Origin of the sequence: Halalkalicoccus sp. NIPERK01 (genome assembly GCF_030287405.1) — an archaeon.
Classification (GTDB): domain Archaea; phylum Halobacteriota; class Halobacteria; order Halobacteriales; family Halalkalicoccaceae; genus Halalkalicoccus.
The window spans coordinates 191902-216676 of record NZ_JASVVV010000005.1; the positions used below are offsets into that span (position 1 = coordinate 191902).

Sequence of the window (24775 nt, forward strand, 5' to 3'; positions counted from 1 at the left end):
ACGGCGGAGGCGCCTCACCCGAAGGTATAACACCACCTGTCGGAAACCAGGGGACGATGCAATTCGGAGTCATCGGTTGTGGCACGGTCGCACAGATCATGCACATCCCCTACCTAGCGGAGCTCCCGGACGCAGAGCTGTACGCATTCGTCGACCCGGCCGAAGACCGGGCTACCGAACTTGGGGACAGGTACAACGTCCCCCACGTGTACGCGACCCACGAACCGCTTCTCGAAGAACGCGGCGACGAACTCGACGCGGTGATCGTCCTCACGCCGGCGCAGGCGCACGCGGACGTCGTCGTCGACGCGTTGGATGCGGGCATCCACACGCTCGTCGAGAAACCGATCGCGGCGACGCTCGAGGACGCGACCGCGATGGTCGAGGCGGACGAGGTCTCCGACGCGACGGCGATGGTCGCGTACATGAAACGGTACGATCCCTCCTACGAGCGGGCTCGAGAGCGGATCGACGGCCTCGAGGCCATCGACCTCGTCACGGCCTACGACGTGGATCCCGACCACGGACGGATCATCGACGAGGTGTACGACCTCGTCGGTGGGAGCCCCCCTTCGGACCTCATCGAGGAGAGCGCCGCCAAGCGACGGAGCGACATCGAGCAAGCGATCGGAACCGACGACGAGGTGCTCACGGACGCCTACGACTTCCAGCTCGACCACCTCTGTCACGACGTGAACGCGCTCCGCGGACTGTTCGGCGAGGTCGAGCGCATCGATCACGTCGACGTCTTCGCCGGGGGGCGGTACGCGTCAGCGCACCTCGTCTACGAGGACGGCGTTCGGTGTGTACTGGAAACCGGCGACTCTGACCGGAAGTGGTTCGAGGAGTTCATCCGCGTCGACGGACCCGACGGAATGGTCGAGGTCGACTTCTCGAACCCGTTCATCAAGAACACACCGACCGAACTCCGCGTCAAACGGGGCATCGAGGAACTCTCGGAGACGGTCTCCACGCCGTCGTACGACGAGAGTTTCAAACGGGAGATAGCGTACTTCATCCAGTGTGTCGAGGGCGACGCCGATGTCCGCACCACGTTCGCCGAGGCGCGCGAGGACCTCCGTGTCATCGTCGACCTCTTCCGGGCGTACCAGGGCGAGCGCCCCCGAACCGATCGGGAGGGGTAATCGCAGCAATCGGTACGACAGGCTGGTTGGTCCCCGCGCTCATGAAGGACGTGATAAACGACGGGTCAACGCTCACGCACCGACACGAGTGTCGGTACGCTCACGTTCCGAACCACGCCGTTCAGTCGTCGACTCTCCCACAATAGCACTGGAAACTCAGCAGAACGCCAGGCTCACAACCTTCGACGCGTTCCACGCTGCGCTCTTCCGAACGAATGGCTCGTTTCAGTCGATAACAACATTTATGTACCACAGGAATGATTGACATTCTCATGGGTGCGGAAACACAGTCCGCAGTAGTCGACAGAGTCAGAGCTCCGTTACTGGAGTACTTAATCAAGTATCCCGTCTTAGTCGCCATTCTGACGTGGATCGGCGTCACCGCGCTGTTCGTTGTCCTGAACCCCTCGGTGATGCTTCAGCCGAACATCTGGGGGAACATCTTCCGCCAAACGGCGCTAATCGGCCCTGTAGCGATCATGGTCGCCGTACTGATGATCGGTGGTGACTTCGACATGACTGTCGGTGCCAACTACGCGATGTCGGCGATGGCCTTCATCCTCATCGTCAATCAGGGAATTCCACCATCTGTTGCGATGCTCATGACCCTCGCACTGGGTGGCACGGTCGGGCTGCTGAACGGGGTTCTGGTGACGGCTACCGGTATCCACTCCTTCATCATCACGCTGGGTGGCTGGTTCTCCATCCGTGGGGCCCTGCTGTTGCTCTTTAGCGGGAGCGCGAGGCTGGAAAGCGATATCGCGATCATGCAGATCTTCAGCTACGAGTTCGGTGCCGGGTTCGAGGCACTGGTCCTGTGGATGTTCCTCGTCCTGCTCGGGGCGCTGTACCTCGTCCATCGGACGAGCTACGGAAACCATCTCTATGCGGTCGGGAGCGATAGAGACGCCGCGCGCGCCAGAGGTATTCGAGTTACCCGGACTCGTCTCATCGCGTTCATGCTGACCGGTATGGCCGCCTCGTTCGCTGCCCTGATGCACGTCGCGCGGTTCGGGTCCGCCCGTCCCGTCCTCCAGACGGAACTCCCGCTGGTGGCGATCGCGGCAGCCGTCCTCGGCGGCTGTGCGCTGTTCGGCGGCCGCGGGAGCCCGAACGCGGGATTCTTCGGCGCGCTGACCTTCGGGACGTTCGGTGCCGGGCTGGTCGCGGCTGGTGCGAGTTCGGCCTGGTACCAGTTCTTCGTCGGAGTCGTCCTCGTGGGCGCGGTAGTCTTCAACCGATACGTCGATCGACTCCGACAGGAGAAACGGTGATCACCATGAGCGAAAGAAACCAACTACTGCGACTGAAAGACATCAAGAAGAGTTTCGGGTCCATTCAGGCACTCAAGGGAGTATCCCTGGAAGTGAACGAAGGAGAGGTACTCGCACTCATCGGCGACAACGGCGCCGGCAAAAGCACCCTCATCAAGAACATCGTCGGTTACCATCAGCCTGACTCGGGCGAGATCTACTGGAAGGGCGAGCGCGTCAGCTTCAAGAACCCCGACGAAGCGTTAGAGCGGGGGATCAGCGTCGTCTACCAGGACATGGAACTGATCCCGTCGCTGACGGTCGCCCGAAACCTGTTCCTCGGCAAGGAGCCGACGAACCGCTTCGGACAGCTCGACTTCGATCTGATGTACGACGAGACGAAGACGGTCCTGAACGATATCGGCCTGGCGTCGCTAAACGACCCCGAGTTGCCGGCGGAGAACCTTTCGGGCGGCGAAGCCCAGAGCATCAAGATCGGCCGGGCGCTACACTTCGATGCGGACCTCCTGATCCTCGACGAACCGCTCCGGAACCTCTCGGTGAAGGAATCCGAGAAGGTTCTGGAGACGGTCGAGCGGACGAAAGAGCAGGGGATCGGCACCATATACATCTCGCACAACATCTTCAACGCCTACGAGATCGCCGATCGATTCCACCTCCTCGATTCGGGAAGGACAGTGGACGAGTTCACGAAAGAGGACATAGATAGCGCGAAGGATCTGATTGAGGAGATGAAGACGGTCGCCACTCGGAAACCGTCCCCATAGCTGAGCGGGACGTCAGCGACGTCGCCGAGACGGCCGCGTACGTCATCGCCGCGATGAGCGGAGCACGAGTGGTGGCGTATACTAGATCTGAACGGATAATCGGTACATTTATAATATCGTGATTATTGATACCAAACGACTATGATCCCGAGGCAGCTGCCTGACAGCTTCGAGTCCGAACAGCTATCCCGTCGCCAGGCGTTGGCGGCGATCGGTGCGGCCGGAGTGGCCGGTCTCGCCGGCTGTGCTGACGGCAATGGCGGAACCGCAGGCGACACCCAGGCAGAGGACATCGAGATACGATACATCCCCCACGGAGCTCCGGGAGAAGACCCGTTCTGGGAGGCCCAGGATCAAGGCTGGAACACGGCCGTCGATCAGCTCGGAGTGACTGCATCCTACCAAGGTCCGGAGGAGTCGTCGGCCTTCACCGAGCAGGTCGACAACATCGAAACGGCCATCGACGCCGGCGTGGATGCCATTGCAGTGACGTTACCCGATCCACCGCTGTTCCAGGACGCACTCCAACGCGCCGAAGACGAGGGCATCTATGTTACCGTCACAAACGTCACAGAGAGGGGCGAGCAGACGATGCCTTGGACCGGCTACATTGGCCAGGACGAGGGCGAGGTTGGCGAGGAACTGGCGAGTCGGAGTCTCCCGCTGTTCGAGAGTGAAACCGGCTCTCCGCCAAGCGGTGCCGTGATTCTCAACCATGACCCAGGTCACTCGGCGCTCGCACTCCGCCAAGAAGGGATCGAGAGCGTCCTCGATAACAACAACGTCCCTCACGACTGGATCGAGGTACCGGCGGGCGATCCATCGGGTGTGATCAGTCAGCTCGCCAGCCATCGCTCAAACAATCCTGACGTGAACCTCGTCTTCACGCTTGGTCCGGTCGCCGGGGAGCCGGCGTTGAGCTACATCGAGGACGAAGGTCTCCAAGGCGAAGTGTACCACGCCGGCGTCGACATCTCCCAAAATCAGGCCAACGCGGTCGAAGAGGGCTACAACTTGGCACAGGTTATACAGCAACCGGCGCTGCAAGGCTACTTGGCGGCCCACTATCTCACATCGAACGCGCTTTGGGGTATTCTAACCCCGGAGCACACGCCGACGGGCCCGACGTTCGTTAGCGCGGAGAACGTAGACTCGGTCATGACGCAAATCGAGACGTTCGGCGTCGCCTGACCGGTCCGGTTCGTTGTGTCACGGAACTTTTATGCCAGCATATGACAAGCGATGTAATGATGCGATTTGGAGTCACGGATGTCGGCAGGCAGATACCGCACGTACCACGGGCAGGAAACGAACTCAAGCTAGAGCCCCACTCCCGTCGGACCAAGACCGAACACAGGAGAGATGTGACCGATGACGCTTGACGTCGGCTTCCTCGGATATCGGTTCATGGGGAAGGCACACGCCAACGCACTTGCTCGTCTCCCGATGTTCTTTCCCGACGCTCCCGCGGTCAACCGGAAGGTCCTCGTGGGTCGCGACGAGGCGGCGGTCGCCGACGCCGCGGATCGCTTCGGTTTCGATCGGACGACCGACGACTGGAGCGAAGCGATCGACGAGGTGGACGTCTTCTACAACCTCGGGCCCACGCACGTCCACGCCGAACCGACGATTGAGGCGCTAGAGGCAGGCGTCCACGTGATGTGTGAAAAGCCGCTCGCGACGGATCTGGAGACCGCCCGTCGGATGCGCGAGGCGGCCCGTGACAGCGACGCGATCGCGGGGGTCGGTTTCAACTACCGCTACGTACCGGCCCTCCAGCTGGCGAAACGACTGATTGATGAGGGGCTGTTCGGGGAGATCTACCGAGTCAGGGGCCGGTGTCTGCAGGACTGGCTCGGTGATCTGGAGGATCCCTGGAACTGGCGAACCGACGAAGAAAGGGCTGGAACGGGCGTCCTCGGCGACGTCGGCTCGCACACGATCGATCTGGCCCGGTGGTTGATCGGGGACGTTGAGCGGGTCAGCGGCCAGCTGACGATTCAGATCCCCGAGCGACCGGCGCCCGACGGGGACGGGACGCGCGAGGTGACGACCGACGACGAGTACTCCGCCATCGCCGAGTTCGATTCCGGTGCAGTGGGTGTGTTCGAGGGATCCCGCGTCGCTACCGGCCGGAAGGCGGACAACTCGATCGAGGTATACGGTTCGGAAGGCGGGTTCAAATTCAGTCTCCGACGGCTGAACGAACTCCGGGTTCTCGGTCCTAACGACCGTGGATTCCAGGGGATCCTGGTTACGGATCCCAACGATCCCTACATAGATGCGTGGTGGCCACCAGGCCACATCGTCGGCTGGGAGCACACGTTCGTCCACGAGAACTACGAGTTCCTGACGAGCGTGGCCGACGGAACACGGTATCGGCCGGACTTCGAGGACGGCTTCGAGGTACAACGGGTTCTGGACGCCGTTCAGACGAGCAACGAGACAGGCCGGCGGACACGAATCTGAGACCAACATCGCTCGACCGTCCGATCGAGGCGCACGATAGCCGTTTTCCCCTGCTTTGCAGATTTGGTACGGTTACCAAAGGTTTATATTCCGATCATGGTCAAGTGTGTCACATGCCACGGGACGATAGTACCTCGGCAGACGAGGGGCTAGTGTCAATCGAACTCGGCGTGTCGAGGCGTGATCTCATGAGACAGCTGAGTGCAGCGGGACTGGGTGGAGGGATCGCCGCACTCGCCGGCTGTAGCGCCCTCCGTGAAGATCAGGCAGTTGCCGAGGGGGAGGATCAAGCAGCCACTGGTGGGGGCGGTGACGAACTCCCGCCGGCGCTACGGGTGCCGCTCGTCCCCCCGCCGACCGCCGGCGAGATGGATCTATCGAACCCCCAGAACGTCGAGCGAGAGATGGTGTTCGTGACGCACGTCGTGGACGAATTCATGCAGACGGCGATCGCAGGGATGAACGACGGGTTGAATAGGAACGGGTGGACAGGAGAGTTCATCGGTCCCACCCAACACGACGAAGCGGAACAGGTCGAGACGCTCAGAACCACGATCAATCGTCCCGTAGGTGGGAGATGTTCCGCTTGGCGTGAACCAGCGGTAGCGAGTGCTGATTGTCGATCTCGACCGTCGTGTGGCCGTCGTAGCCGACGCGCTCGAGCGTTCGATCGATCTCGCCGAAATCGAGGACGCCGTCGCCCAGATCGGTGAATGAGCCGAAGTAGGTCACGATACTGTCGTAGTCGACCTTCCCGGCCGTCAGGTTCTCAACATGGCTCTCGAAGTCCGACGGCGGGTCGATGTCCTTGAGGTGGACGTAGGCGATGTCGTCGACGAAGCGTTCGATCCCCTCGGAGACGTCGCCGTACGCGTAGTAGTGGGCCGTATCGAACAGCAATTCTAGCTCGTCGGGCCCGTCGTCGAGCCAGCGGCGGATCTCGTCGGGCCCCTCGACGTGAGCGCCCGCGTGGTGGTGGACGACCGGCGTCACGCCGGCATCCCCCGTGGCCGCGCCGATCTCCTCAAGCCATTCGCCGAACGTCTCGTCGTTGACGACGCCCCGCGGCGGGGGGAGAATGCCGAGGAACTCTGCGCCCAGCGCTGCGGCGGTCTCGGCGCCATCGACCGCCTCCTCGACGTCGCCGGCGTCGTTCAGCCAGCCGGCCATCACGCAGTAGATCTCGATGCCGTAATCTTCGAGTAGTCCCTTGAGGCGGTCGGGACCGATGTGGTTCACCTTCGGGAGCCCGATCTCGACGCCATCGTACCGGCAGGCGGCGACGTCGCCGAGTCCCTCCGAGACGATCTCCTCGGGGTCGTACATGAGGGTCGCGTATCCAACACCCATGCCTTCGGATCTCGCACGCGCCACAAAAACGTTTCGTGCCGATACCCTCGATTTGTGACGTATTTGTTACGTGTTTGGAAACGCATTTACGGTCGCTCCCGGAACGGAAGACCAGCATGGTCGCGATCGACTACATGGCCCATCAGGAGCAGTACAGCCCGAGCGAACTCCTCGAGTACGCTCAACTCGCCGAGGAGGCCGGCTACGAGTTCGTCTGGACCTCCGATCACTTCCACCCCTGGTTTCACACCGACGCCGAGGCGGGCTTCGCGTGGTCGTGGCTGGGAGCCGCGAGCCAGCGGGTCGACATCCCGATCGGGACGTACGTGACCCCGTCGGCCGGCCACTACCACCCGGGTCGGATCGCTCAGGCGTTCGCCACCATTGGGGAGATGCACGACGATCGGGTCGTGCTCGGGCTCTCTACCGGCGAGGCGATGAACGAAAAGCCGCTGGGGGAGTCCTGGGACGAGTACCCCGTCCGTCGGAATCGTCTCGAGGAGACCCTCGAGATCGCCCTCGAACTCCTCGAACGCGACGAGTTCGTCAGCTACGACGGCGAGCACTTCGGACTCGACGAGGCACACCTCTATACGAAACCGGAGACCCGCCCGGAGGTCCACGTCGCCGCCAACGGTCCGAGCACGGCGCAACTCGCGGCGCGCTACGCCGACGGGTTCATGACGGTCCTCACCGGCGAGGAGTTCACCGATCGGCTGTACCCCGCGGTCCGGCGTTACGCCGAGGAGGAGGGGCGCGACCTCGATGAGATAGAGACGACGGTGCTGGTGATCGTCTCCTACGACGAGGAGTACGAACGGGCGTACGACGCCACCCGTCCGTGGTGGGCGACGACCCAGGACGTCTTCGATAAGGCGATCGCCGACCCGCGGGAGATCGAGGCCCTCGGCGACCAGGCCACCCGCGAGGAGGTCGAGGAGAAGTTCCTGATCGCCGACGACCCGTCGACGATCGCCGCCGAGGTCGAACGGCTCGCCGAGCAGGGGTTCGACCGGGTCGCGCTCGCGAACACGAGCCCGGAACCCGAGCGGCTGTTCGAGGTGATGGGGTCCGACGTCATCCCCTCGCTGTAACGGCGGTAAACGGACTTTCCGTGACCGGGCCGCCGGCCGATATCTGGACGATCGCCGACGAAGCGCCGATGGTCGAGGACGATAGTCGTCGCTCGCTCCGTCCGGGGAGGCGGGTCATCGGTAGACGACGGCTCGTGTGATCGGCATGCGACGAGGCCGAATCTTTATCATAGAGGGGTTCGACCGATAAGTCACGTATGCCGAGACTCACAGGCGGCGAGATCATCGCCAAGTACCTCGAGAAGGAAGGCGTAGAGTACCTCGTCGGGATCCCAGGTCACGGGAGTACGAACCTGCTCGACGCGTTCAACGACTCCGCGGTCGAGGTCATCCAGCCCCGCCACGAGCAGGGTGCGGCCCACCTCGCCGATGGATACGCGCGTGCGAGCGGCGAGCCGATGGCGGTGTTCACGTCGATCGGCCCGGGAGCGACCAACACCGTCACGGGCGTCGCGACCGCCTACGTCGACTCGATCCCGATGGTCGTCTTCACCGGTGCGCCACAGACCCACGAGTACGGTGAGGGGATCCTCCAGGAGATCGACCGCCAGAAACCCGGCGACTTTCCGAGCGTGATGGAACCGATCACGAAGGCGAGTTTCGTCGTCGACGACGTCGAACGCCTGCCGCGAACCCTGCGACGCGCCTTCCAGATTGCCGTCACCGGTCGGCCCGGTCCCGTCCACGTGGACGTGCCGATGGACGTTCAGGGCGCGGCCGCGGACGTTGAGATCCCCGACCCGGCGAATACCCGCGCCCACAGCCGACCCGGTGGGGACCCCGAGTCGATCGCGGAGGCGGCCGATCTACTCGCCGACGCCGAGCGACCCGTGATCGTCCCCGGCGGGGGCTGTATGCTCGCCGAAGCCTGGGACGAGGTCCAGGACCTCGCCGAACACCTCAAAGCGCCCGTCATCCCGACGTTCCAAGCCAAGGGGATCATCCCCGAGGACCACGACCTCTTCGTCGGTTACGCCGGCTGGATTGGCTCGACGGCGGGCAACGAGCTCGCGAGCAACGCCGACGTGGTTCTCGCCATCGGCTGTCGGTTCTCGGACCTCCACACCTCGTCGTTCGAACCCGGCGTGAGCTTCGAGATCCCGCCGAGCAAGCTGATTCACGTCGACATCGACAACCGGGAGGTCGGGAAGAACTACCCGGTCGAGGTCGGCATCCTCGGCGACGCGAAGGTGGTCACCCGACAGCTCTACGAGGGCGTCTCCGACCGAATCGAGGAGATCGGCACCGAGGACAACGCGTACTACGACGAGATCCAGCGGCTGTGGGCCGACTGGCAGGAACGCGTCGAGGAGCGCCACACCGACGACGTGCCGATGAGTATCTCCCGCGCCCTGGCGAGCGTCCGCGAGGCGCTCGATCGCGACGGGCTCGTCGTCTCGAGCGCGGGCCAGCCCCAGGAGACGACGAACCCGGAGTTCCCGGTGTACGAACCCCGGACCAATATCTCGTGTGGGGGCTTCTCGACGATGGGATTCGGCGTCTCGGCGGCGATCGGGGCGAAACTCGCCCAGCCCGAAAAGCAGGTCGTCGACGTCGAGGGCGACGGGAGCTTCCTGATGTGCAACCAGGAGGTCGCCTGCGCCGTCGAACACGACATCGACGTCAACTGGGTCGTGGTCAACAACCACGGCTGGAAGTCGATCCGGAACCTCCAGGTCGACAAGTACGGCTGGGATCGCGTGCTCAACACGCCCTTCGACGAGGAGACGGACGTCGACTACGTGAAGATGGCCGAGGCGTTCAACGTCGGCTACGTCGACCGCGTGGTCAAGCCCGAGAACCTCACCGAGACGCTGACGGAAGCCTTCGAACACAACGGGCCCTCGTTCGTCGAGGTGATCGTCGAACCCGACAACCCCGAATCCGGTGCGATCATCACCGGCGAGTGGGACCTTGCGGACCTCGAACCGACGGAGGCGGAGTGATTAACCCGACGCGTACGGAGAAGCCGTCTTCACGAACCGCCCGCTCGACTGAACGCAGGAGATAATACATGCCAGACGACCTACCACCCGTATACGGCGGCGAGATCCTTCACGTCCACCTCGATACGGGCGAGACGGAAGTCGAATCGATCGATCCCGAGGACGCACGCAGATTCCTCGGCGGCAACGGCCTCGCCGCGAAGTTGATCCACGAACACGTTCCGACCGACGCCGGCCCGTTCGACCCGGAGAACACCGTCGTCTTCGCCGTCGGCCCGATGAACCTCACGCCGTTCCAGAGCACGAGTCGTGGGGTTGTCGGGTTCGTCAGCCCGATGACGAACGGATTTTTCGACAGCACCTTCGGTGGGACCTTTCCCCGCGCACAGAAGTCGATCGGGTTCGAGGCCATCGCCGTCCACGGGGCGGCGGAAGACCTCTCGTACCTCCACGTCGACGAGGATGGGGCGAGGTTGAAGAACGCGACTGACCTCGCCGGCGAGACCACCTACGATACTTGTGAGGCCATCCGCGACCGCGAGGGACGGGGACACGACACGCACGTCATCGCTGCCGGACCCGCCGGCGAGAACGGGGTCCGGTTCGCCTGTCTCCTTCACGACTCGGAGATCCGCGAGGGGGTCGCGGGACGAGGCGGTACCGGCGCCGTGTTGGGCTCGAAGAACCTCAAAGCGGTAGCGATCGAGGAGGGGGACTTCGAGCCGTCGCCGGCGGACGAGAACGCGCTCCGCGACTTGGTCGGTCAACGCATGGGACCGCTCATGCAGGGGACCGAGAGCCTCCAGGAATATGGGACCAGCGGTTTGGTCAACCCGGTCAACGAGATGGGAAAACTGGGCCGTCGAAACTACCAGGGCGAGCAGGTCGCCGACGAGGAGGCTGAAGCGATCAGCGGCGAGACGCTGAAAGACGAGTACGTAACCGAGGACACGACGTGTGCGAACTGCGCGGTCAGGTGCGGCAAGCACGTTTCTGTCCAGGCGAAGGGGATCACCGAGGCCAAGATCCCCGAGTTCGAGAACCTCTTCGCGACGGCGCCGATGCAGGAGGTGTTCGACGTCGAGCGCGTCATTGAGGCCGACGATCTCTGTGATCGGCTGGGGATGGACGCGATCAGCTGGGGCGTGACCGTCTCCTTCGCAAGGGAATGCCACGAGAAGGGCCTGATCCCCGAGGACGCGTCCGATCACCTCGAATTCGGCGATGCCGATGGGCTGGTCGAACTCGCCACACAGACGGCCCACCGCGAGGGGTTCGGCGACGACCTCGCGGAGGGGTCGTTCAGGCTCGCGGCGTCGCTCGGCTCAGACGAGGCCGAGCGGTACCTACACGGAACGAAGGGCCTTGAGTTCGCGGCCCACTCGCCACGGGGTCTCAAGGGGATGAGCATCGGCTACGCGACCGCGACCCGGGGCGGTTCACACCACGACACCCGACCGACCCGCCAGTACGACGGCGAACACGACGAGACGGCGGAGGGAACGCCGGAGTTCGCCGCCCGCTCCCAGCACTACACCGCGCTCGGCGACTCGCTTACTCAGTGTCGGTTCGTCAGCGAGGGCGGCTGGGGCACCGAGATCAACGAGAACTACCGGGACGCGATCAACGCCGCGACCGGATGGGACCTTTCGATCGAGGAGGTCGAGCGGATCGGCGAGCGGATCTACAACCTCGAGCGGCTGATTAACGTCGAACGGGGAATCGCCAGCAGGGAGACGGACACGCTGTCGTACCGGGTGATGAACGAACCGATCCCCAAGGGGCCCGCCGAGGGGATGTACTGCCCGCCCGAGGAGCTCGACCGGATGCTCGACGAGTACTACGCGTTCCGCGGTTGGGACGACCACGGCGTCCCCCAGACGTCGACGCTGGAAGAGCTGGACCTGACCGAGTTCACCCCCGCGGACGCGTAGTACGGCTCCGGACGACGCTCTATTCGCGTTTCGATCAAGCAGTCCCGACCGGTGAACGATCGATTGCCACGTGACCGCTCGACGGTGGTTTTTTACCCCTCGTTCGAGTCCTACGAGCCGTATACGTATGACACATCGACTGCTGGTCTCGGATACCAAGGTGATCGACACCGAAGCGATACGGGAGGAGCTCGACGCGTCCGACGTGCGCCTCGAGAGGACCGATGCTCGGATGCCCGATGACCTGATCGACGTCGCGGCGGAGATCGACGGCCTCGTCGTCGATGCGAATACCCACGTTACTGAACGGGTCATTTCGTCGCTCAACAGTCTCGAGGTCGTCGGTCGGGCTGGTATCGGCGTTGACAACGTCGACGTGCGTGCCGCCGCCGACCACGGCGTCACCGTCGTCAATGTGCCCGATTACTGTCTCGACGAGGTGTCGACGCATGCGCTTGGATTGATGCTCGCGTGCGTGCGGCGGATTCCGACGTTCGATCGAGCCGTTAGGGACGGTACGTGGGACTGGACCGTCGGCCGGCCGATCGACCGGCTTCAAGGGCAGACGGTCGGACTCGTCGCGTTCGGTAAGATTGCCCGGAGCCTCTCGAGGAAGCTCCGCGGGTTCGACGTCGACGTGCTCGTCTACGATCCGTACGTATCCGAGCCCGAAATGGCGGGATTCGACGTAACGAAGGTATCCTTCCGCAACCTCCTTGATCGATCGCACGTCGTCTCCGTTCACGCACCGCTCACCAACGAAACCAGGGGTCTATTCGACGTCGACGCATTCTCCTCAATGCGTGAAAATGCCGTTCTGGTGAACACGGCGCGTGGCGGTATCGTCGACGAGAGCGCGCTCCACGGGGCGCTCGTTTCGGGCGAGATCGCTGCCGCCGGCCTCGATGTCCGCGAGGAGGAGCCTCCGACCGCCACGCCGCTATCGGAGCTCGAAACCGTCGTTTTCACCCCACACGTCGGGTGGTACTCCGAGGCGTCGCGCTCGGAACTCACCCGATCCGTTTTCGTGGATGTGCTCCAGGTTCTCGACGGAGGGGATCCGGACCACCCCGTCGATCCGGAATCTAGTTGGTGACGCCACGGAGGCGTCGAACTCCTATCACTATCGCGATCGGATACGGGACGTCCGGGTTCACTGCCGGACGAAAGTGACGGGACATGGGGCGTTCAGCAGTACGGCTTGAGCCGTACTGCCGAAGAGCGCTTTCCCGGCGGGCGTCCGTTTACGTCCCTGAATGAACAGCTGATCGGCAGCGATCTGTTCTGCCATTGAAACGAGTAGCTCATCGGGATCACCGACGGCTCCACGCACCTTACAGGACACGCCCTCGGCCTCGAAGCGTTCGATAGCAGAGCGAACGGACTCGCTACGTTTGGCGACCTCATCTGGGGATCGAGCGGGTTCGTCGAGTCCCTGGACCGCGGACTCGAACGTCTCTTCGGGATGGACGACGCCGAGAACCACGGATACATCGGCGGACGTCGCGACGTTGAGGACCGCCTCTATGAGCGACTCGTGTTCACCGTCGGTTTCCAAGGCTACGAGGATCGTATCGAGTGTCATCGCTTGAACGAACTCGGGCGAGATATATAAATTATCGTCCCCTTGCCATCGAGTTCGATCTCGGACCAGCACGTATTTGTCGCCGGCGATCGAGGTCGGTTCCGTGCTCGACGATAGCCAGCATCGACTCGGTTTCGGAACGTACAGCCTTACCGGCGAGGGCGGCATAGAGACGATGACCGCCGCAATCGAGTCGGGCTACCGCCACATCGACACGGCCCGTCTCTACGGTAACGAGCCGGAGGTTGGCGACGCGATTGACCGCGCGTCGGTTGACCGTAAGGATCTCTTCGTGGCCACGAAGATTGGTCATTTCGAGGAACCGGAGAAGACGCCTGAGTACGTCCGTTCGGGTGTCGAAGAGAGCAGAGAGCGACTCGACGTAGAGACGATCGACCTGCTCTATCACCACTGGCCACGTCGATCCGGCGAGATCGAAACAGTGCTACCGGTCTTCGAGGAGTTGGTTGAAGCCGGTGCCGTCGATCGCATCGGCGTCAGCAACTACACGATCGACGACGTTCGACGCGCCCGGGATCTCATCGATGTCCCGCTGTACGCGAATCAGGTCGAGATGCATCCACTCCTCCAGCAGCACGAACTTCACGCGTTCCTCCGTGAGAACGATATCCACCTCGTAGCGTACTCGCCGCTCGCACAGGGGACGGTGTTCGACGTTCCGGAACTCACGGAGATAGCCGAGAAACATGGGACATCGGCCGCAACCGTGAGCCTCGCCTGGTTGCTCGACAAAGACGGCGTCGTACCGATCCCCCGGTCGAGTGACGTCGCTCACGCTCGGGCGAATCTCGACGCGCGCGACCTCGAACTCGATCGGGAAGACCTCGATCGCATTGAGTCGGTCGACGACACCGTCCGCTGTGAGGACCCGGATTGGATGGAGTGGTAATCAGCCCTCTAGTTCGCACGTCGCGAACAAAGGTGGGGACGCTTGAGATCAGGAGAACTTCGAGTTGATCTCGATGACGTTCGCTGCCCGCGTCACGAGGTTTGGGATCTCCTCACGGTACCGCTTTCCCTCCATTCGGCTCGCTGGACCGGAGACACTGACCGCTCCGATGAGTTCGTCGTTCGGTTTGACCACCGCAGCGACACAGCGAAGTCCATCGATCTTCTCCTCGTCGTCGTACGCGTAGCCACGTTCGCGGATCTCTTGCAGTTCGTCTTTGAGTTCTGGTTGAGTCGTGATCGTCCGTTCGGTGTACTTTGGAAGACCATGCGTATCGATGATTTCGTCGACACGCTCTTCGGGCATATGGGCCAGTATCGCTTTTCCGAGCGCGATACAGTGCATGTATTCGCGGGCACCAACCGTAGAGGCGGTCTGTACCGCTTTATCACCCTCTGCTTTGTGTAGATATACCGCTTTGCCGTGTTCTTCAATCGCAAATTGGGATAGTTCTCCACACTGCTCAACCATATCTTCCAATTCCTCTTTGATGATGTCGTAGAATTCAATCCGATCCGCCACCACTTGGCCGAGTTTGAGAAATCGGAGACCCAATCGGTAGACGTTCCCTCGTTTAGCGACGTACTCCCTATTCAGAAGCGTAGCTAAATGGCTGTGTATCGTTCCTTTCGAATATCCTAGTTCGGATGATAATTCGGTTACTCGTGCCCCGTTTTGCCGCTCCAGTTCCTCGAGAATCTTCAGTGTGATATTGACTGCTTCTACCGTGCGTGATTCGTTATTGACCATATATCTGCAGCACGTACCCGCCCTACATAATTGTTCGCATGTAACGAACAATCGAGGGCAGTAGATACAATAATTCATAGAGGCATAATCTGAAATAACATTCCAGAGATCGTAATCGTATTTTTTATGATTGATTCTTCGCAACCCTCTAGTCGTTACAGCCATACGTCTGTTATCATCGTATGCTCAATTCTAGAGCGGTGACTACCTCCGAAACAGAGTCACACCATAAATATCACACACGTTCTCGTGTTCGTCTCTTACGAATTATTCTACACTATCGGTTCGCCTGAGGAAACGAAGATCATTCACGGTCACTCTCTTTAGTCCTTTTATCAGGATTGCTCTTGTTCTCATCGTTTTTTGTTGCTATTACTACGTCGATCACGTATGAATATACTTCTAATGTATTTCTGATCTCATATTCTTTCTTATATAATAAAAATGGATAATACCTCCCACACAGCGCATTGTTCACATATGATATTACTCTTCGATTACGGGCTGCAGTGCTATCTCGTGACACGCGTTCCATGTCTAATAGATAGATGAGCTAGTATAAAACGGTATGTACCAATTAAACTGCCTACCCACGTTGGAGATACTTTGGAATATTACGGCGCCTACTTGACAATTTTATGAAATAACTTGCTCTAATAGATATGATAACGTTGAATAAGCGCTATTGCCTGGTATGAGTTGGTGCCGACGATATCTTACAATACACTGGTCGGTGTATCTGATATCGTCGGTGATTCCTTCATATTTATTTTAGATATTAATGAAAATGTCTCACTTATATCTTTGTTCCTTTTTTATTAGTTGATGTAGAAATAATATGATCCAGGTATTTAGTGATATATTCTATTAGGACTGCTCGATTCGGATTGATGTAACCTGCCTTCGGCGAGGCCGAATCGGGTCGCGGTCGACGAGACCGCTGTCGAGATCAATAGAGAGTGATCTTGGTTATACGATACAATAGACATCGAGAATCAGCTTCGTGTTCACATAGAATTGTTCGGACGACATGGCACTGATCCGGCGGCTGCGTTTCTGCATCGGCTCGGCGAGAAATACGATCCCTCGGAGGCCGTGTTTCTCGCCGATGGATTCGGTTATCGGACTGCTATCTCTCGATTAGGTCTGAGCGATCGGCTCGATTACGTCGAGTGAAACCCGATCGGGAAACGGTTCATGCCCTCAAAGTGCGGGTCGAACCACTCTCACGATTCGTGGGTGGACGGTCGGTCGGACGTCCGCGAGTGATTGGTACGATACACACAATACTATAACTTCCACAGCCCGCATTAAGCGCTCGATGGACGAACACCGGACGAGGAGGTCGCTGACTACATAGCCTATAAGGAACCAAGGAAGACCACGGTTCGCACGTATCGCACATCCAGTGGGGATGACGGGTCGTTGGAGTGGCCGAGAAGCGCCATAGTGCATCGAACGTCCTGGGTTTGAGTTAGCGCTCTCGAGCGAAACAATCGAGTACGAGCTTTGCGCCGCCAAGGACGACTGGGCCGATGAACAATCCGACCGCACCGAAGACGACGAGCCCGCCGAAGATACCAACGACGACGATCGCGGAATCGAAGGCGTCGGTCCGGCTAATCAGCGCGGGACGAAGGTACGAATCCGAGAGGCTGACGAGCAGTCCATACACGGCCATCGCCGCACCGACGGTCGGTCGGCCGATCGCGACGAGATAGACCGCAACCAGAATCCAGATCCCGAACGCGCTGACGAGGGGCAGCAGTGTCAGAACGAACGTGGCGACGGTGAGAAAGACAACGGCGGGTACATCGGCGATCGCCAGTCCGATGCCGAGTAGTATCGCCTGAATGGCGGCGACGGCGACGTTGCCGACGACCGAGGCCCACATGAGCTGGTCCAGTCCCGTGCGGAGCTCTTCGAGGACCTCCTCATCGATCGGCAGTACCCACTGAAACCACGCGACGAGCCGATCCCCGTCCCGCAACAGGGCGAAGAAAACGAACAGCGCGATGGTCAGCCCGATGAAGAGACTCGGCAACCCACCAACGAGGTCGAGCACTCCACTCGTGATTTCCTGGATGCCCGTCGCAATGCGATCCTGATTCGCTTCGTAGAGGGGGTTGAGATCGATGACGTATCCGTTGGCCTCGAGGGCGATCTCGATGGTCTCGATGGCGAGTTGTCCTCGGCGAATACGTGGACGATCCCGAGTGAGTGTTGGACAGCGACCCCGATAATCCAGACGAGCGGGATGAGGACGACGAGTCCCGTGGCTACGACGACAGTCATCGCTGCGATCGCCGGCATGACGTACTGCTCGAGGCGCCGCTGGACTGGTATCAGAATGTACGCGAGGATGACGCCAAACAGGACGTACTGGAGATACGGCAGGAAGACGAGTAGCGCGAGGAGCCCGCTCAGCAGTGCAAGCGCGGTCAGTCCGGGCTGCTCGCCGACCCAATCCGGCGAAGCGGAGGCATCCGACATAGACGGCGGTAATACCTCTGTGGATTCGTACGTTTTTATAAACTAACAGAGATGGGTAGATTATTCACAGTTAAGATTAGAGAAATGAACATGGTAGCTCTTCACGATCGGCATCTCAGTCCGAATCATCCCGTTCGAGTGGGGGTCGTCCAATGACTGATCCAGCCATCGAGACGACGGGTCTGACCAAACGATTCGGCGACACTCCCGTCGTCTCCGGGATCGACCTGTCGGTCCCCCCTGAATCCGTCTACGGCTTTCTCGGCCCGAACGGGGCCGGGAAAACGACGACGATGCGGATGCTGACGACGCTGATCCGGCCCACGAGTGGAAGCGCGCATGTCGCCGGCCACCCGATCCACGACCGCGACGCGGTCGTTCCCCACATCGGCTACCTGCCCGAAGAACCGCCGCTGTACGACGAACTGACCGCCCGCGAACAACTGCGATACATCGCCGGGCTGCGGGACATGAACGAGATGGTAATGAACGACCGAATCGATGCCTTCCTCGATCGCTTCGATCTACTGGATGCGGCGAACGATCGTATCGACACGTACTCGAAGGGGATGAAACAAAAGACGGCCCTGATCCAGACGATTCTGCACGAACCGGACGTCGTCTTCCTCGACGAACCCACATCAGGATTGGATCCCCGTGCTGCTCGGACAGTTCGAGATCTCATCGCTGAACTGACGGCTGAGGGGATGACCGTCTTTCTCTCGACGCACATCCTTCCCGTCGTCGAGCAGGTAGCAGATACCGTCGGCGTGCTACACGACGGAACACTCGTCGCGGAGGACACCCCGGAACGACTCACGCACCGTGCCGAACAGGAGCGAACGCTCGAAGACGTCTTCCTCGACGTGACGAGCGATGAGCGAGCGGTCATCGAGCGATGAAGTGGCTGACACCGGAACGCACCCGCCGGATCGCTCGGATCGAGTACCGACGCAGCCTCCGCGCGATAGGGAAGAATCCAATTCAACTGCTGGGGATGGGATTTTTCGTCCTCTTGTTCATCGCCCTCCCGACCGCGGGCGGCGTGTACGTTATCTACCATTTCGGCCACCAGATCGCCGAACTACCGTTTCTGCTCCCGGTCGCCCGCGGCGGAGCGGCGATCGGCTGGCTTGGCCTCACCATCGTATTCGCCATGCGGGCGGTCGGAAAAACAGCCCGGATCGACCACGAGACTGGGATGTTGACGACTGTGCCGCCCCGCGATGTGGTTGGCGGTCTCCTCCTCGCGGAACTCGCTCGTGTGCTATCGATCGTGGCGATACCACTGCTCGTCGTGAGTATCACGTGGACAGTCGTGCTTAGGACGCCGACGCCGGCCGCTGCCATCCTCAGCACGGCAGTGATGGTTCTCGTCTCCGCGCTCCTCGCGGGCCACCTGTTCGGCGTCCTGTTCAAGACGGTGTTCGCGCGTTCGGAACTGCTCACGCGCTACAAGACCGTCATCTTCGCGCTCATGTTCCTCGCCTATATGGGTGTGGTATGTCGAACACGCTCGGGACGGTCATGGCGCGGCTCGGCACCCTGTTACAGGACGTCCCTCTCGCGTGGTTCGGCGACGCGTTCTTTCTCGGCGTCTCCGGTGTCGATCCCTCGCTCGTGCGGGCCATTGGCGCCGTCGCCCTCGTCGTGGTAGGCGTCCCTGCGTTGCTGCTCGTGGATGTGCGAGCAGCCACGCGGCTCTGGTACATGGACGCAGTGAAACCCGATACGAAGGGTCGTACGCGTAGGCCGGCATCGTCCACGACGTCACGACCGGGTTCGGTGAGCAACGGCGTGCTCGCTAGCGTGGCGTCTCGACCGACCCGCTCGGTGGTTGTGAACGTCTGGCGGCGGACGATTCGTGCACCGATCCGGCTCGTCTACGTCGTCTATCCGCTCTTCTTGTTCACGGGCTTCCTTCAAGGGATCGTTTCCACGGGCGAGGTACCGGCGGCGTTTCCGGTCATGGTAGCGCTCTATGGGACGTGGGTGATCGGCGCGACGGCGCTCAACCCGTTCGGCGACGAGGGTGCGATGCTGCCGTTGACGCTCACATCGACGATACGCGGTGAGCAGTTCGTTCGGGGGTACGCGCTGGCGGCGATATTAGTCGGTCTCCCATTGGCAGGCGTAGCGACGGCGATTTCGAGTGTTGTGAGCCCTCTCGACTCGATCGAGACGGTTGCGCTGACCGCGGCGAGTGCGATTCTTGGCGTCGTCGGGACGGTCGTCGCAATCGGCATCGGCACCGTGTTCCCGCGATTCGGCGAGGTACGTGTGACACGGAGTAGACACGTCGTCGTCCCGAGCAAAACCGCTTTCGCCGTCTACTCGCTGGTAGTCGTACTCGGCTTCGGCGCCGCGGCAGTGGCCGCAGTCCCGGCGGGCGCGGCGATGGTATCGGCGATGATCGAGTTCTGGTCAACCGTCCTCTGGGATCCCATCACGATTCCTGTCGAGGCCGTTCGGATCGTCGGCGGACTACTGGCGGTCTTCTTCGGTGTGGTCACACCGCTGGGTGCTTACTGGTACACCGTTCGCCGATTCGAGATGTATACGCTCGACGAGAAGTACGATTCGTGGATGTCACGCTTCGAGTGGATGCCGTTTCGCTCCTGATTCGGGAGGACTGAGTGCGATTCGATTCGCGTTCGTTTCATCATCGACTCAGCGACTTGGTTCATCCAATCGTATATATCATCCCGATAGCGTTTTAGTCAAATCCGATAGCCGGTACTCTGGTGTTATACGCAACCGAAGACCCGGACGATGCGTGGATCGGGAGTTTCTGACATCGTTGTCGGTCGAACGGCTGTTGGTACTCGCGGTGATCGTCTTTTTCATCGGGCTGATCCTCGCGGCGCTCCTCGTGCAGGTCCCAATGCAGACCGATCTCCGCTACTACGCCCTGTTGGTCCTCGGGGACACGAACGAGGCGCTCGATCCGATCCCCGACGTCAGGGTGAACGTCCGCGATACCGACATTACAGCGCGACATACCCGACCGTAAATAAAACCGTGTTGTAGATCGCATGGGCGATAATGGGAACGATCAGGGTGTTCGTGCGCTCATAGATACTCCCGAAGACGACGCCAACGCCGACGATCAACAGCGACCACCCGACAACGGTTCTCGCTGACCCGACGTAATTCCCGAAGTGCAGGGAGCCAAAGAGCACACTGGCGAGAACGATCGCACTCGGCGGGCTGAACGTTCGTCGGAGCCGACCCTGAATGACGCCGCGAAACAGATACTCTTCGACCGGAGCGACTACAACGATCGAGAGGAGCGCCATCCAGAGCGCCACGATCGGGTTCTGGGCAACGATCTCCTCGAGGACTGCTCCGGGTGTGAGTCCAAGCCACGTGAGGACGCCGCTCGCACCGGTAGCGAATACGAGTGCGGCGATGGCCCCACCGATAGCATAGCCGAGGTCACGACGCTCCGGGCGTTCGAGAGGGATCGAGAGGGAATAACGGCGAACGTACAGATAGCCCACGGCGAAAAAGCCGATCTGCCCGCTGATGAGAAGGGACACGATGACGGCTGTGCTTTCGATGTCGAGTCCAAGCACGAACAACGGAACGGCAATGAGAACACCCGCAATGGCCGAGAGGGCAGTCGCAGCGATCGTTAATCCTACCGACACCCCGAGTGCTCGAGCCTTTCCGTGGCCTGTCTCCGATGTGAGTGATGGCGCTTGTTCCACACTGCATCTATCATGAGATAGCACATAATATCATATGTTAGTTTGCCATACTGAATATCTGTGAGAGAATACGAACTATGGAGATCGGGCATACATTCATCAGCTATCCGTACGACGACAAAAACAGTGTGCTACGTTCCACACTCGAATCAATAAGCGTGGTCTGCTCACCTCGTCGATTGAATGTCTCGGCAATCGGGTCCTCCATATTTGACGAATCAACTGAGTCCGGTAGAGCCGAACTCAACCACGCAATGCTACTCCGTATTCACAGTTGCGTGTTCGGCAACCGAGTCTGATCTTTTAAATATTCCCTCCACGGATACACACGAACATATGGCAGAATCGGGCGGGGAACTACATACAGCTCCGCGTACGCTCTCAGTAGTCTACCGTGAATGACGGAGGAAAGTGACGTTCGGGCAATCGGTGCCCTACTCGAAGACGAGTACGCCCATGCAATCCTCATCCAGACGAGTAACCAGGAGATGTCCGCCCCGGAACTGAGCGAGGCGTGTAACGCCTCCGTCTCGACCATCTACCGCCGGATCGAGCGACTCCAGGAGTACGATCTGCTCGATGAACGACTCCAGCTCGACAGGGACGGCCATCACGTACAGAGCGCGACTGGAACGCATCGAAATAGAGCTCACGAACGGTGGATTCCATATCGAGGTCACGTACCGTGAAGTGGCCCCGGCCGACTTCATCGATTCCGAGGAAGAGGCACGACAGTTCGCGGACTTCGCGCTCTGGACCGCGTGGATTTCACACACGGACCGCCCGGGGAGCGATCACAGCTTCACGAACGAGTGGCCGTACAACTCTGCTGCGGGGAATACGCCAACCGGAGCGACCATGACCTGGAGCGTCATCAGTATGGTGCTCCTCATCGCAGCCGTCGGTATCGGCGTGTTCGCCTACAAATCCGTCGAACTTCCGGAGCCGGAAGTCAACGACCTCGAGATTCCAGCTCCCGACGAAATCAGTCTGACGCCCAGCCAGCGCGCCGCAACGCGATTCATCCCGCTCGCGGGAGCGTTGTTTGCCTTACAGGTGTTACTCGGTGGCTTACTGGCCCACTACTACGTCGAGCGCCACGCGTTTTTCGGCATCGAGGAGGTGTTCGGCATCAACATCGTACAGGCCTTCCCGTTCGCACTCGCGAAGACGTTCCACCTCGATCTGGGAATCCTCTGGATTGCGTCGCTCTGGCTCGGTGCTGGACTGTTCCTCCCGCCACTGCTGACCAACCACGAACCCGATCGGCAACGGACCGCTATTCACGTCCTCCTCGGGGCGCTCATCGTCGCCGCGGTCGGTGGCCTCGCCGGGATCTGGCTCGGCGCGCAGGGCTACATCGACGGCCCGCTCTGGTGGATCATCGGTAACGAAGGGCTAGAGTATCTCGAAGTCGGCCGACTCTGGCAGGTCGGCCTCCTCGTCGGCTTCGTCCTCTGGACCGCCCTCGTCTGGCGCGGCTTCAAGCCGATGCTCGACCGGGAGGCTCGCTACGGCTTGGCACACATGATCATCTACGCGGGTGGGTCCATCGGCCTGCTGTTCGTCGCGGGCATGCTCTACACGCCCCAGACGAACATCGTGATGACGGAGTTCTGGCGGTGGTGGGTCGTCCACATGTGGGTCGAGGGCGCATTCGAGTTCTTCATCGTCGCGATTGTCGGGCTCACGCTCGTAAGCATGGGCCTGCTTCGAAAATCCTCCGCCAAAAAGGCGGTGGCGTTCCAGGCCCTGTTCGTGATGGGATCGGGTATCATCGGGGCCTCCCACCACTACTGGTGGGTCGGTCAGCCCGACGTCTGGATCCCCCTGGGTTCGGTGTTCTCGACGCTGGAGCTCATCCCCCTGATCCTCATCCTCTTCGAGGCGATGGGACAGTATCGCGCGCTCGCGACGAGCGACGAGGCGTTCCCGTACACGCTGCCGTTCATGTTCATCATCGCCAGCGGGTTCTGGAACTTCCTCGGCGCGGGCGTGCTGGGATTCTTCATCAACCTCCCCCTGATCAACTACTACGAACACGGCACCTATCTGACGGTCGGCCACGCCGCGATGTTTGGGGCGTTCGGGTTCCTCGCGCTCGGGATGGCCACGTATATGCTGCGCATCTCGACGAAGCCCAGTGAGTGGGCCGAACGCCGACTACGGTGGGCGTTCTGGCTGTGGAACGTCGGCCTCGCGGTCATGGTGTTCGTCTCCGTCCTCCCCGTTGGATTCCTGCAACTGGAGACGGCATTCACGCAGAGCTACGCCGCCGCGCGGAGCCTCGCGTTCTACAACAGCGATCTCGTTCAGTTCCTCTTCTGGGCACGGCTCCCCGGCGACACGATGATCATCCTCGGGACGCTCGTCTTCCTCTACGACATGGTGGCAAAGCGATTCACGTTGCGCTCGGTTTCGATGCCGCGTGACACGCCGGGGGGAGGGACGATTCCCGACCGGGTGATGGCCGAAGACGACGATTGACCGCGAGGCGAACCAGCGTTTGCCTCCATTCCAACTCCCTTCACGCCTTCGAGTTCACAACATTATCCGTCTCACTAGAAGTTAGTCACGTAATGAGCGAGGACGAAACGGTGTTTGACCGTCTCGGCAGTCACGAGGCAGTCGAGAGCGTCGTGAACGACTTCTACGACCGCGTTTTAACGGTACAAGCAGTACGGTTCGACGGCCTCCATCCGCTCATAGAAGTGGTCCATGTCGACGACCAGATCCTTGATAAGGAGTTGGTGCAAGAGCATTGATGAAGAGTTGGTACAAGAGCGGCACTACTCGAATTGGGTCGTCGAGGTCGGAGACGTTCGCCTGACAGCCTAGGCGTCGGCGTCCATTGATGAAGAAGCCATCACGTCCACACGCTGCCCTGCGACACGAATACCGTGAGCGTGAGGCTCGTCTTGCTGAGGAAAAGGAGAGACGAGGTCGAAGAGCGGCCGGAGGATCTCCCGGGTGATGTGCCGACGAAAGCGACGATCACGATCAAGGAGATCAACGACGATCGCTATCACTACTGACAGTGGCGAGATTCCGACAAGATCCGCTCCAAATACACGGGCCCGGTTGATTTCCGACGACTCGCTGAGAGAGCGTCGTGGGAGGTCCAACTGGCATCAATCGACCCCCCGTGTTCGAAGTGAAAATCGGGGGGGATCCGCACAAGAATGGCGAGAGAGACCAGTTTACACTTCGATGATGGGGGGTGTGTCTGAGCAAGGTTTACACTTCGATGATGGGGGGTGTGTCTGAGCAAGGTTTACACTTCGA

20 protein-coding genes and 4 pseudogenes are annotated in these 24775 nt (G+C 60.6%); 18 read left to right on the top strand and 6 right to left on the bottom strand.

The genetic code is table 11. The features are described 5' to 3' along the window. Window positions 1-56 precede the first annotated feature (56 nt). The 5 genes from QRT08_RS14940 (at window position 57) to QRT08_RS14960 (ending at window position 5655) form a co-directional block, all read left to right on the top strand. Window positions 57-1145, top strand: a complete 1089-nt coding sequence (locus QRT08_RS14940) for a Gfo/Idh/MocA family protein (RefSeq protein WP_286046763.1) — start codon at window positions 57-59, stop codon at window positions 1143-1145. Window positions 1146-1417: 272 nt separating this feature from the next. Then, window positions 1418-2419 carry an ABC transporter permease gene (locus QRT08_RS14945; protein ID WP_286046764.1) on the top strand — a complete coding sequence of 334 codons (1002 nt, stop codon included), beginning with the start codon at window positions 1418-1420 and terminating at the stop codon, window positions 2417-2419. 5 nt (window positions 2420-2424) lie between these two features. Further along, the gene (locus QRT08_RS14950; RefSeq protein WP_286046765.1) at window positions 2425-3186 is read left to right on the top strand and encodes an ATP-binding cassette domain-containing protein; all 762 of its coding nucleotides are present in this window, start codon (window positions 2425-2427) and stop codon (window positions 3184-3186) included. 141 nt (window positions 3187-3327) lie between these two features. Then, window positions 3328-4377, top strand: coding sequence for a substrate-binding domain-containing protein (locus QRT08_RS14955; protein WP_286046766.1), 1050 nt, complete (start codon window positions 3328-3330; stop codon window positions 4375-4377). Window positions 4378-4557: 180 nt separating this feature from the next. Further along, window positions 4558-5655: a Gfo/Idh/MocA family protein gene (locus QRT08_RS14960; protein ID WP_286046767.1), complete on the top strand. Its 1098-nt coding sequence runs from the start codon at window positions 4558-4560 to the stop codon at window positions 5653-5655. Window positions 5656-6210: 555 nt separating this feature from the next. Here QRT08_RS14960 and QRT08_RS14965 read toward each other — a convergent pair. After that, window positions 6211-7005 carry a sugar phosphate isomerase/epimerase family protein gene (locus tag QRT08_RS14965; protein ID WP_286046768.1) on the bottom strand — a complete coding sequence of 265 codons (795 nt, stop codon included), beginning with the start codon at window positions 7003-7005 and terminating at the stop codon, window positions 6211-6213. A 116-nt stretch (window positions 7006-7121) separates the two neighbouring features. Here QRT08_RS14965 and QRT08_RS14970 point away from each other — a divergent pair, with 116 nt between their 5' ends. The 4 genes from QRT08_RS14970 (at window position 7122) to QRT08_RS14985 (ending at window position 13075) form a co-directional block, all read left to right on the top strand. Next, the gene (locus QRT08_RS14970) at window positions 7122-8099 is read left to right on the top strand and encodes a TIGR03557 family F420-dependent LLM class oxidoreductase (RefSeq protein WP_286046769.1); all 978 of its coding nucleotides are present in this window, start codon (window positions 7122-7124) and stop codon (window positions 8097-8099) included. Window positions 8100-8296: 197 nt separating this feature from the next. Then, complete coding sequence (locus tag QRT08_RS14975) at window positions 8297-10045, top strand: thiamine pyrophosphate-binding protein (protein WP_286046770.1); 1749 nt, start codon at window positions 8297-8299, stop codon at window positions 10043-10045. A gap of 68 nt (window positions 10046-10113) precedes the next feature. After that, the gene (locus QRT08_RS14980) at window positions 10114-11979 is read left to right on the top strand and encodes an aldehyde ferredoxin oxidoreductase family protein (RefSeq protein WP_286046771.1); all 1866 of its coding nucleotides are present in this window, start codon (window positions 10114-10116) and stop codon (window positions 11977-11979) included. Window positions 11980-12106: 127 nt separating this feature from the next. Next, the gene (locus QRT08_RS14985) at window positions 12107-13075 is read left to right on the top strand and encodes a C-terminal binding protein (RefSeq protein WP_286046772.1); all 969 of its coding nucleotides are present in this window, start codon (window positions 12107-12109) and stop codon (window positions 13073-13075) included. Window positions 13076-13132: 57 nt separating this feature from the next. Here QRT08_RS14985 and QRT08_RS14990 read toward each other — a convergent pair whose 3' ends face one another. Beyond that, window positions 13133-13564 (bottom strand): universal stress protein, encoded by a 432-nt coding sequence (locus tag QRT08_RS14990; protein WP_286046773.1) that lies wholly within the window; start codon window positions 13562-13564, stop codon window positions 13133-13135. Window positions 13565-13667: 103 nt separating this feature from the next. On the opposite strand from QRT08_RS14990, the gene QRT08_RS14995 reads away from it, so the two are divergent. Next, entirely contained in the window at window positions 13668-14474 is an 807-nt protein-coding gene (locus QRT08_RS14995; protein WP_286046774.1) for an aldo/keto reductase, read from the top strand. Between the two features lie 48 nt (window positions 14475-14522). Here the strand turns inward: QRT08_RS14995 and QRT08_RS15000 are convergent, their stop codons facing one another. Beyond that, window positions 14523-15284, bottom strand: coding sequence for an IclR family transcriptional regulator (locus QRT08_RS15000; protein WP_286046775.1), 762 nt, complete (start codon window positions 15282-15284; stop codon window positions 14523-14525). A gap of 894 nt (window positions 15285-16178) precedes the next feature. Between QRT08_RS15000 and QRT08_RS15005 the strand changes: the two are divergent. Further along, window positions 16179-16598, top strand: a pseudogene (locus QRT08_RS15005) (IS6 family transposase); the annotation flags it as partial. 160 nt (window positions 16599-16758) lie between these two features. Here the strand turns inward: QRT08_RS15005 and QRT08_RS15010 are convergent. Beyond that, a pseudogene (locus QRT08_RS15010) lies at window positions 16759-17777 on the bottom strand (AI-2E family transporter). A gap of 152 nt (window positions 17778-17929) precedes the next feature. Between QRT08_RS15010 and QRT08_RS15020 the strand changes: the two are divergent. The 3 genes from QRT08_RS15020 to QRT08_RS15030 all read left to right on the top strand — a co-directional run bounded on the left by QRT08_RS15020 (window position 17930) and on the right by QRT08_RS15030 (window position 20790). Next, window positions 17930-18679 carry an ABC transporter ATP-binding protein gene (locus QRT08_RS15020; protein WP_286046778.1) on the top strand — a complete coding sequence of 250 codons (750 nt, stop codon included), beginning with the start codon at window positions 17930-17932 and terminating at the stop codon, window positions 18677-18679. A 601-nt stretch (window positions 18680-19280) separates the two neighbouring features. Continuing rightward, window positions 19281-20399 carry a hypothetical protein gene (locus QRT08_RS15025; RefSeq protein WP_286046779.1) on the top strand — a complete coding sequence of 373 codons (1119 nt, stop codon included), beginning with the start codon at window positions 19281-19283 and terminating at the stop codon, window positions 20397-20399. A gap of 154 nt (window positions 20400-20553) precedes the next feature. Further along, on the top strand, window positions 20554-20790 hold the full coding sequence (locus QRT08_RS15030) for a DUF7544 domain-containing protein (protein WP_286046780.1): 237 nt from the start codon (window positions 20554-20556) through the stop codon (window positions 20788-20790). Here the strand turns inward: QRT08_RS15030 and QRT08_RS18910 are convergent. Further along, a complete protein-coding gene (locus QRT08_RS18910) occupies window positions 20765-21490 on the bottom strand; it encodes a CPBP family intramembrane glutamic endopeptidase (RefSeq protein ID WP_286046781.1) in 726 nt (241 codons plus the stop codon). The genes QRT08_RS15030 and QRT08_RS18910 overlap by 26 nt on opposite strands. Before the next feature lie 488 nt (window positions 21491-21978). Between QRT08_RS18910 and QRT08_RS15040 the strand changes: the two genes are divergently transcribed. The 3 genes and pseudogenes from QRT08_RS15040 to QRT08_RS19050 all read left to right on the top strand — a co-directional run bounded on the left by QRT08_RS15040 (window position 21979) and on the right by QRT08_RS19050 (window position 24255). Next, complete coding sequence (locus QRT08_RS15040) at window positions 21979-22179, top strand: winged helix-turn-helix domain-containing protein (RefSeq protein ID WP_286046786.1); 201 nt, start codon at window positions 21979-21981, stop codon at window positions 22177-22179. A gap of 7 nt (window positions 22180-22186) precedes the next feature. Then, window positions 22187-23977, top strand: a pseudogene (locus QRT08_RS15045) (cbb3-type cytochrome c oxidase subunit I); the annotation flags it as partial. A 92-nt stretch (window positions 23978-24069) separates the two neighbouring features. After that, window positions 24070-24255 carry a globin domain-containing protein gene (locus QRT08_RS19050; RefSeq protein WP_483299968.1) on the top strand — a complete coding sequence of 62 codons (186 nt, stop codon included), beginning with the start codon at window positions 24070-24072 and terminating at the stop codon, window positions 24253-24255. On the opposite strand, the pseudogene QRT08_RS15050 reads toward QRT08_RS19050, so the two are convergent. Further along, window positions 24169-24391 (bottom strand): annotated as a pseudogene (locus tag QRT08_RS15050) (2Fe-2S iron-sulfur cluster-binding protein); the annotation flags it as partial. The gene QRT08_RS19050 and the pseudogene QRT08_RS15050 overlap by 87 nt on opposite strands. Between QRT08_RS15050 and QRT08_RS15055 the strand changes: the two are divergent. Then, window positions 24391-24525 carry a hypothetical protein gene (locus QRT08_RS15055; RefSeq protein WP_286046790.1) on the top strand — a complete coding sequence of 45 codons (135 nt, stop codon included), beginning with the start codon at window positions 24391-24393 and terminating at the stop codon, window positions 24523-24525. The pseudogene QRT08_RS15050 and the gene QRT08_RS15055 sit on opposite strands and share 1 nt — an antisense overlap. The last annotated feature ends 250 nt before the right edge of the window (window positions 24526-24775 follow it).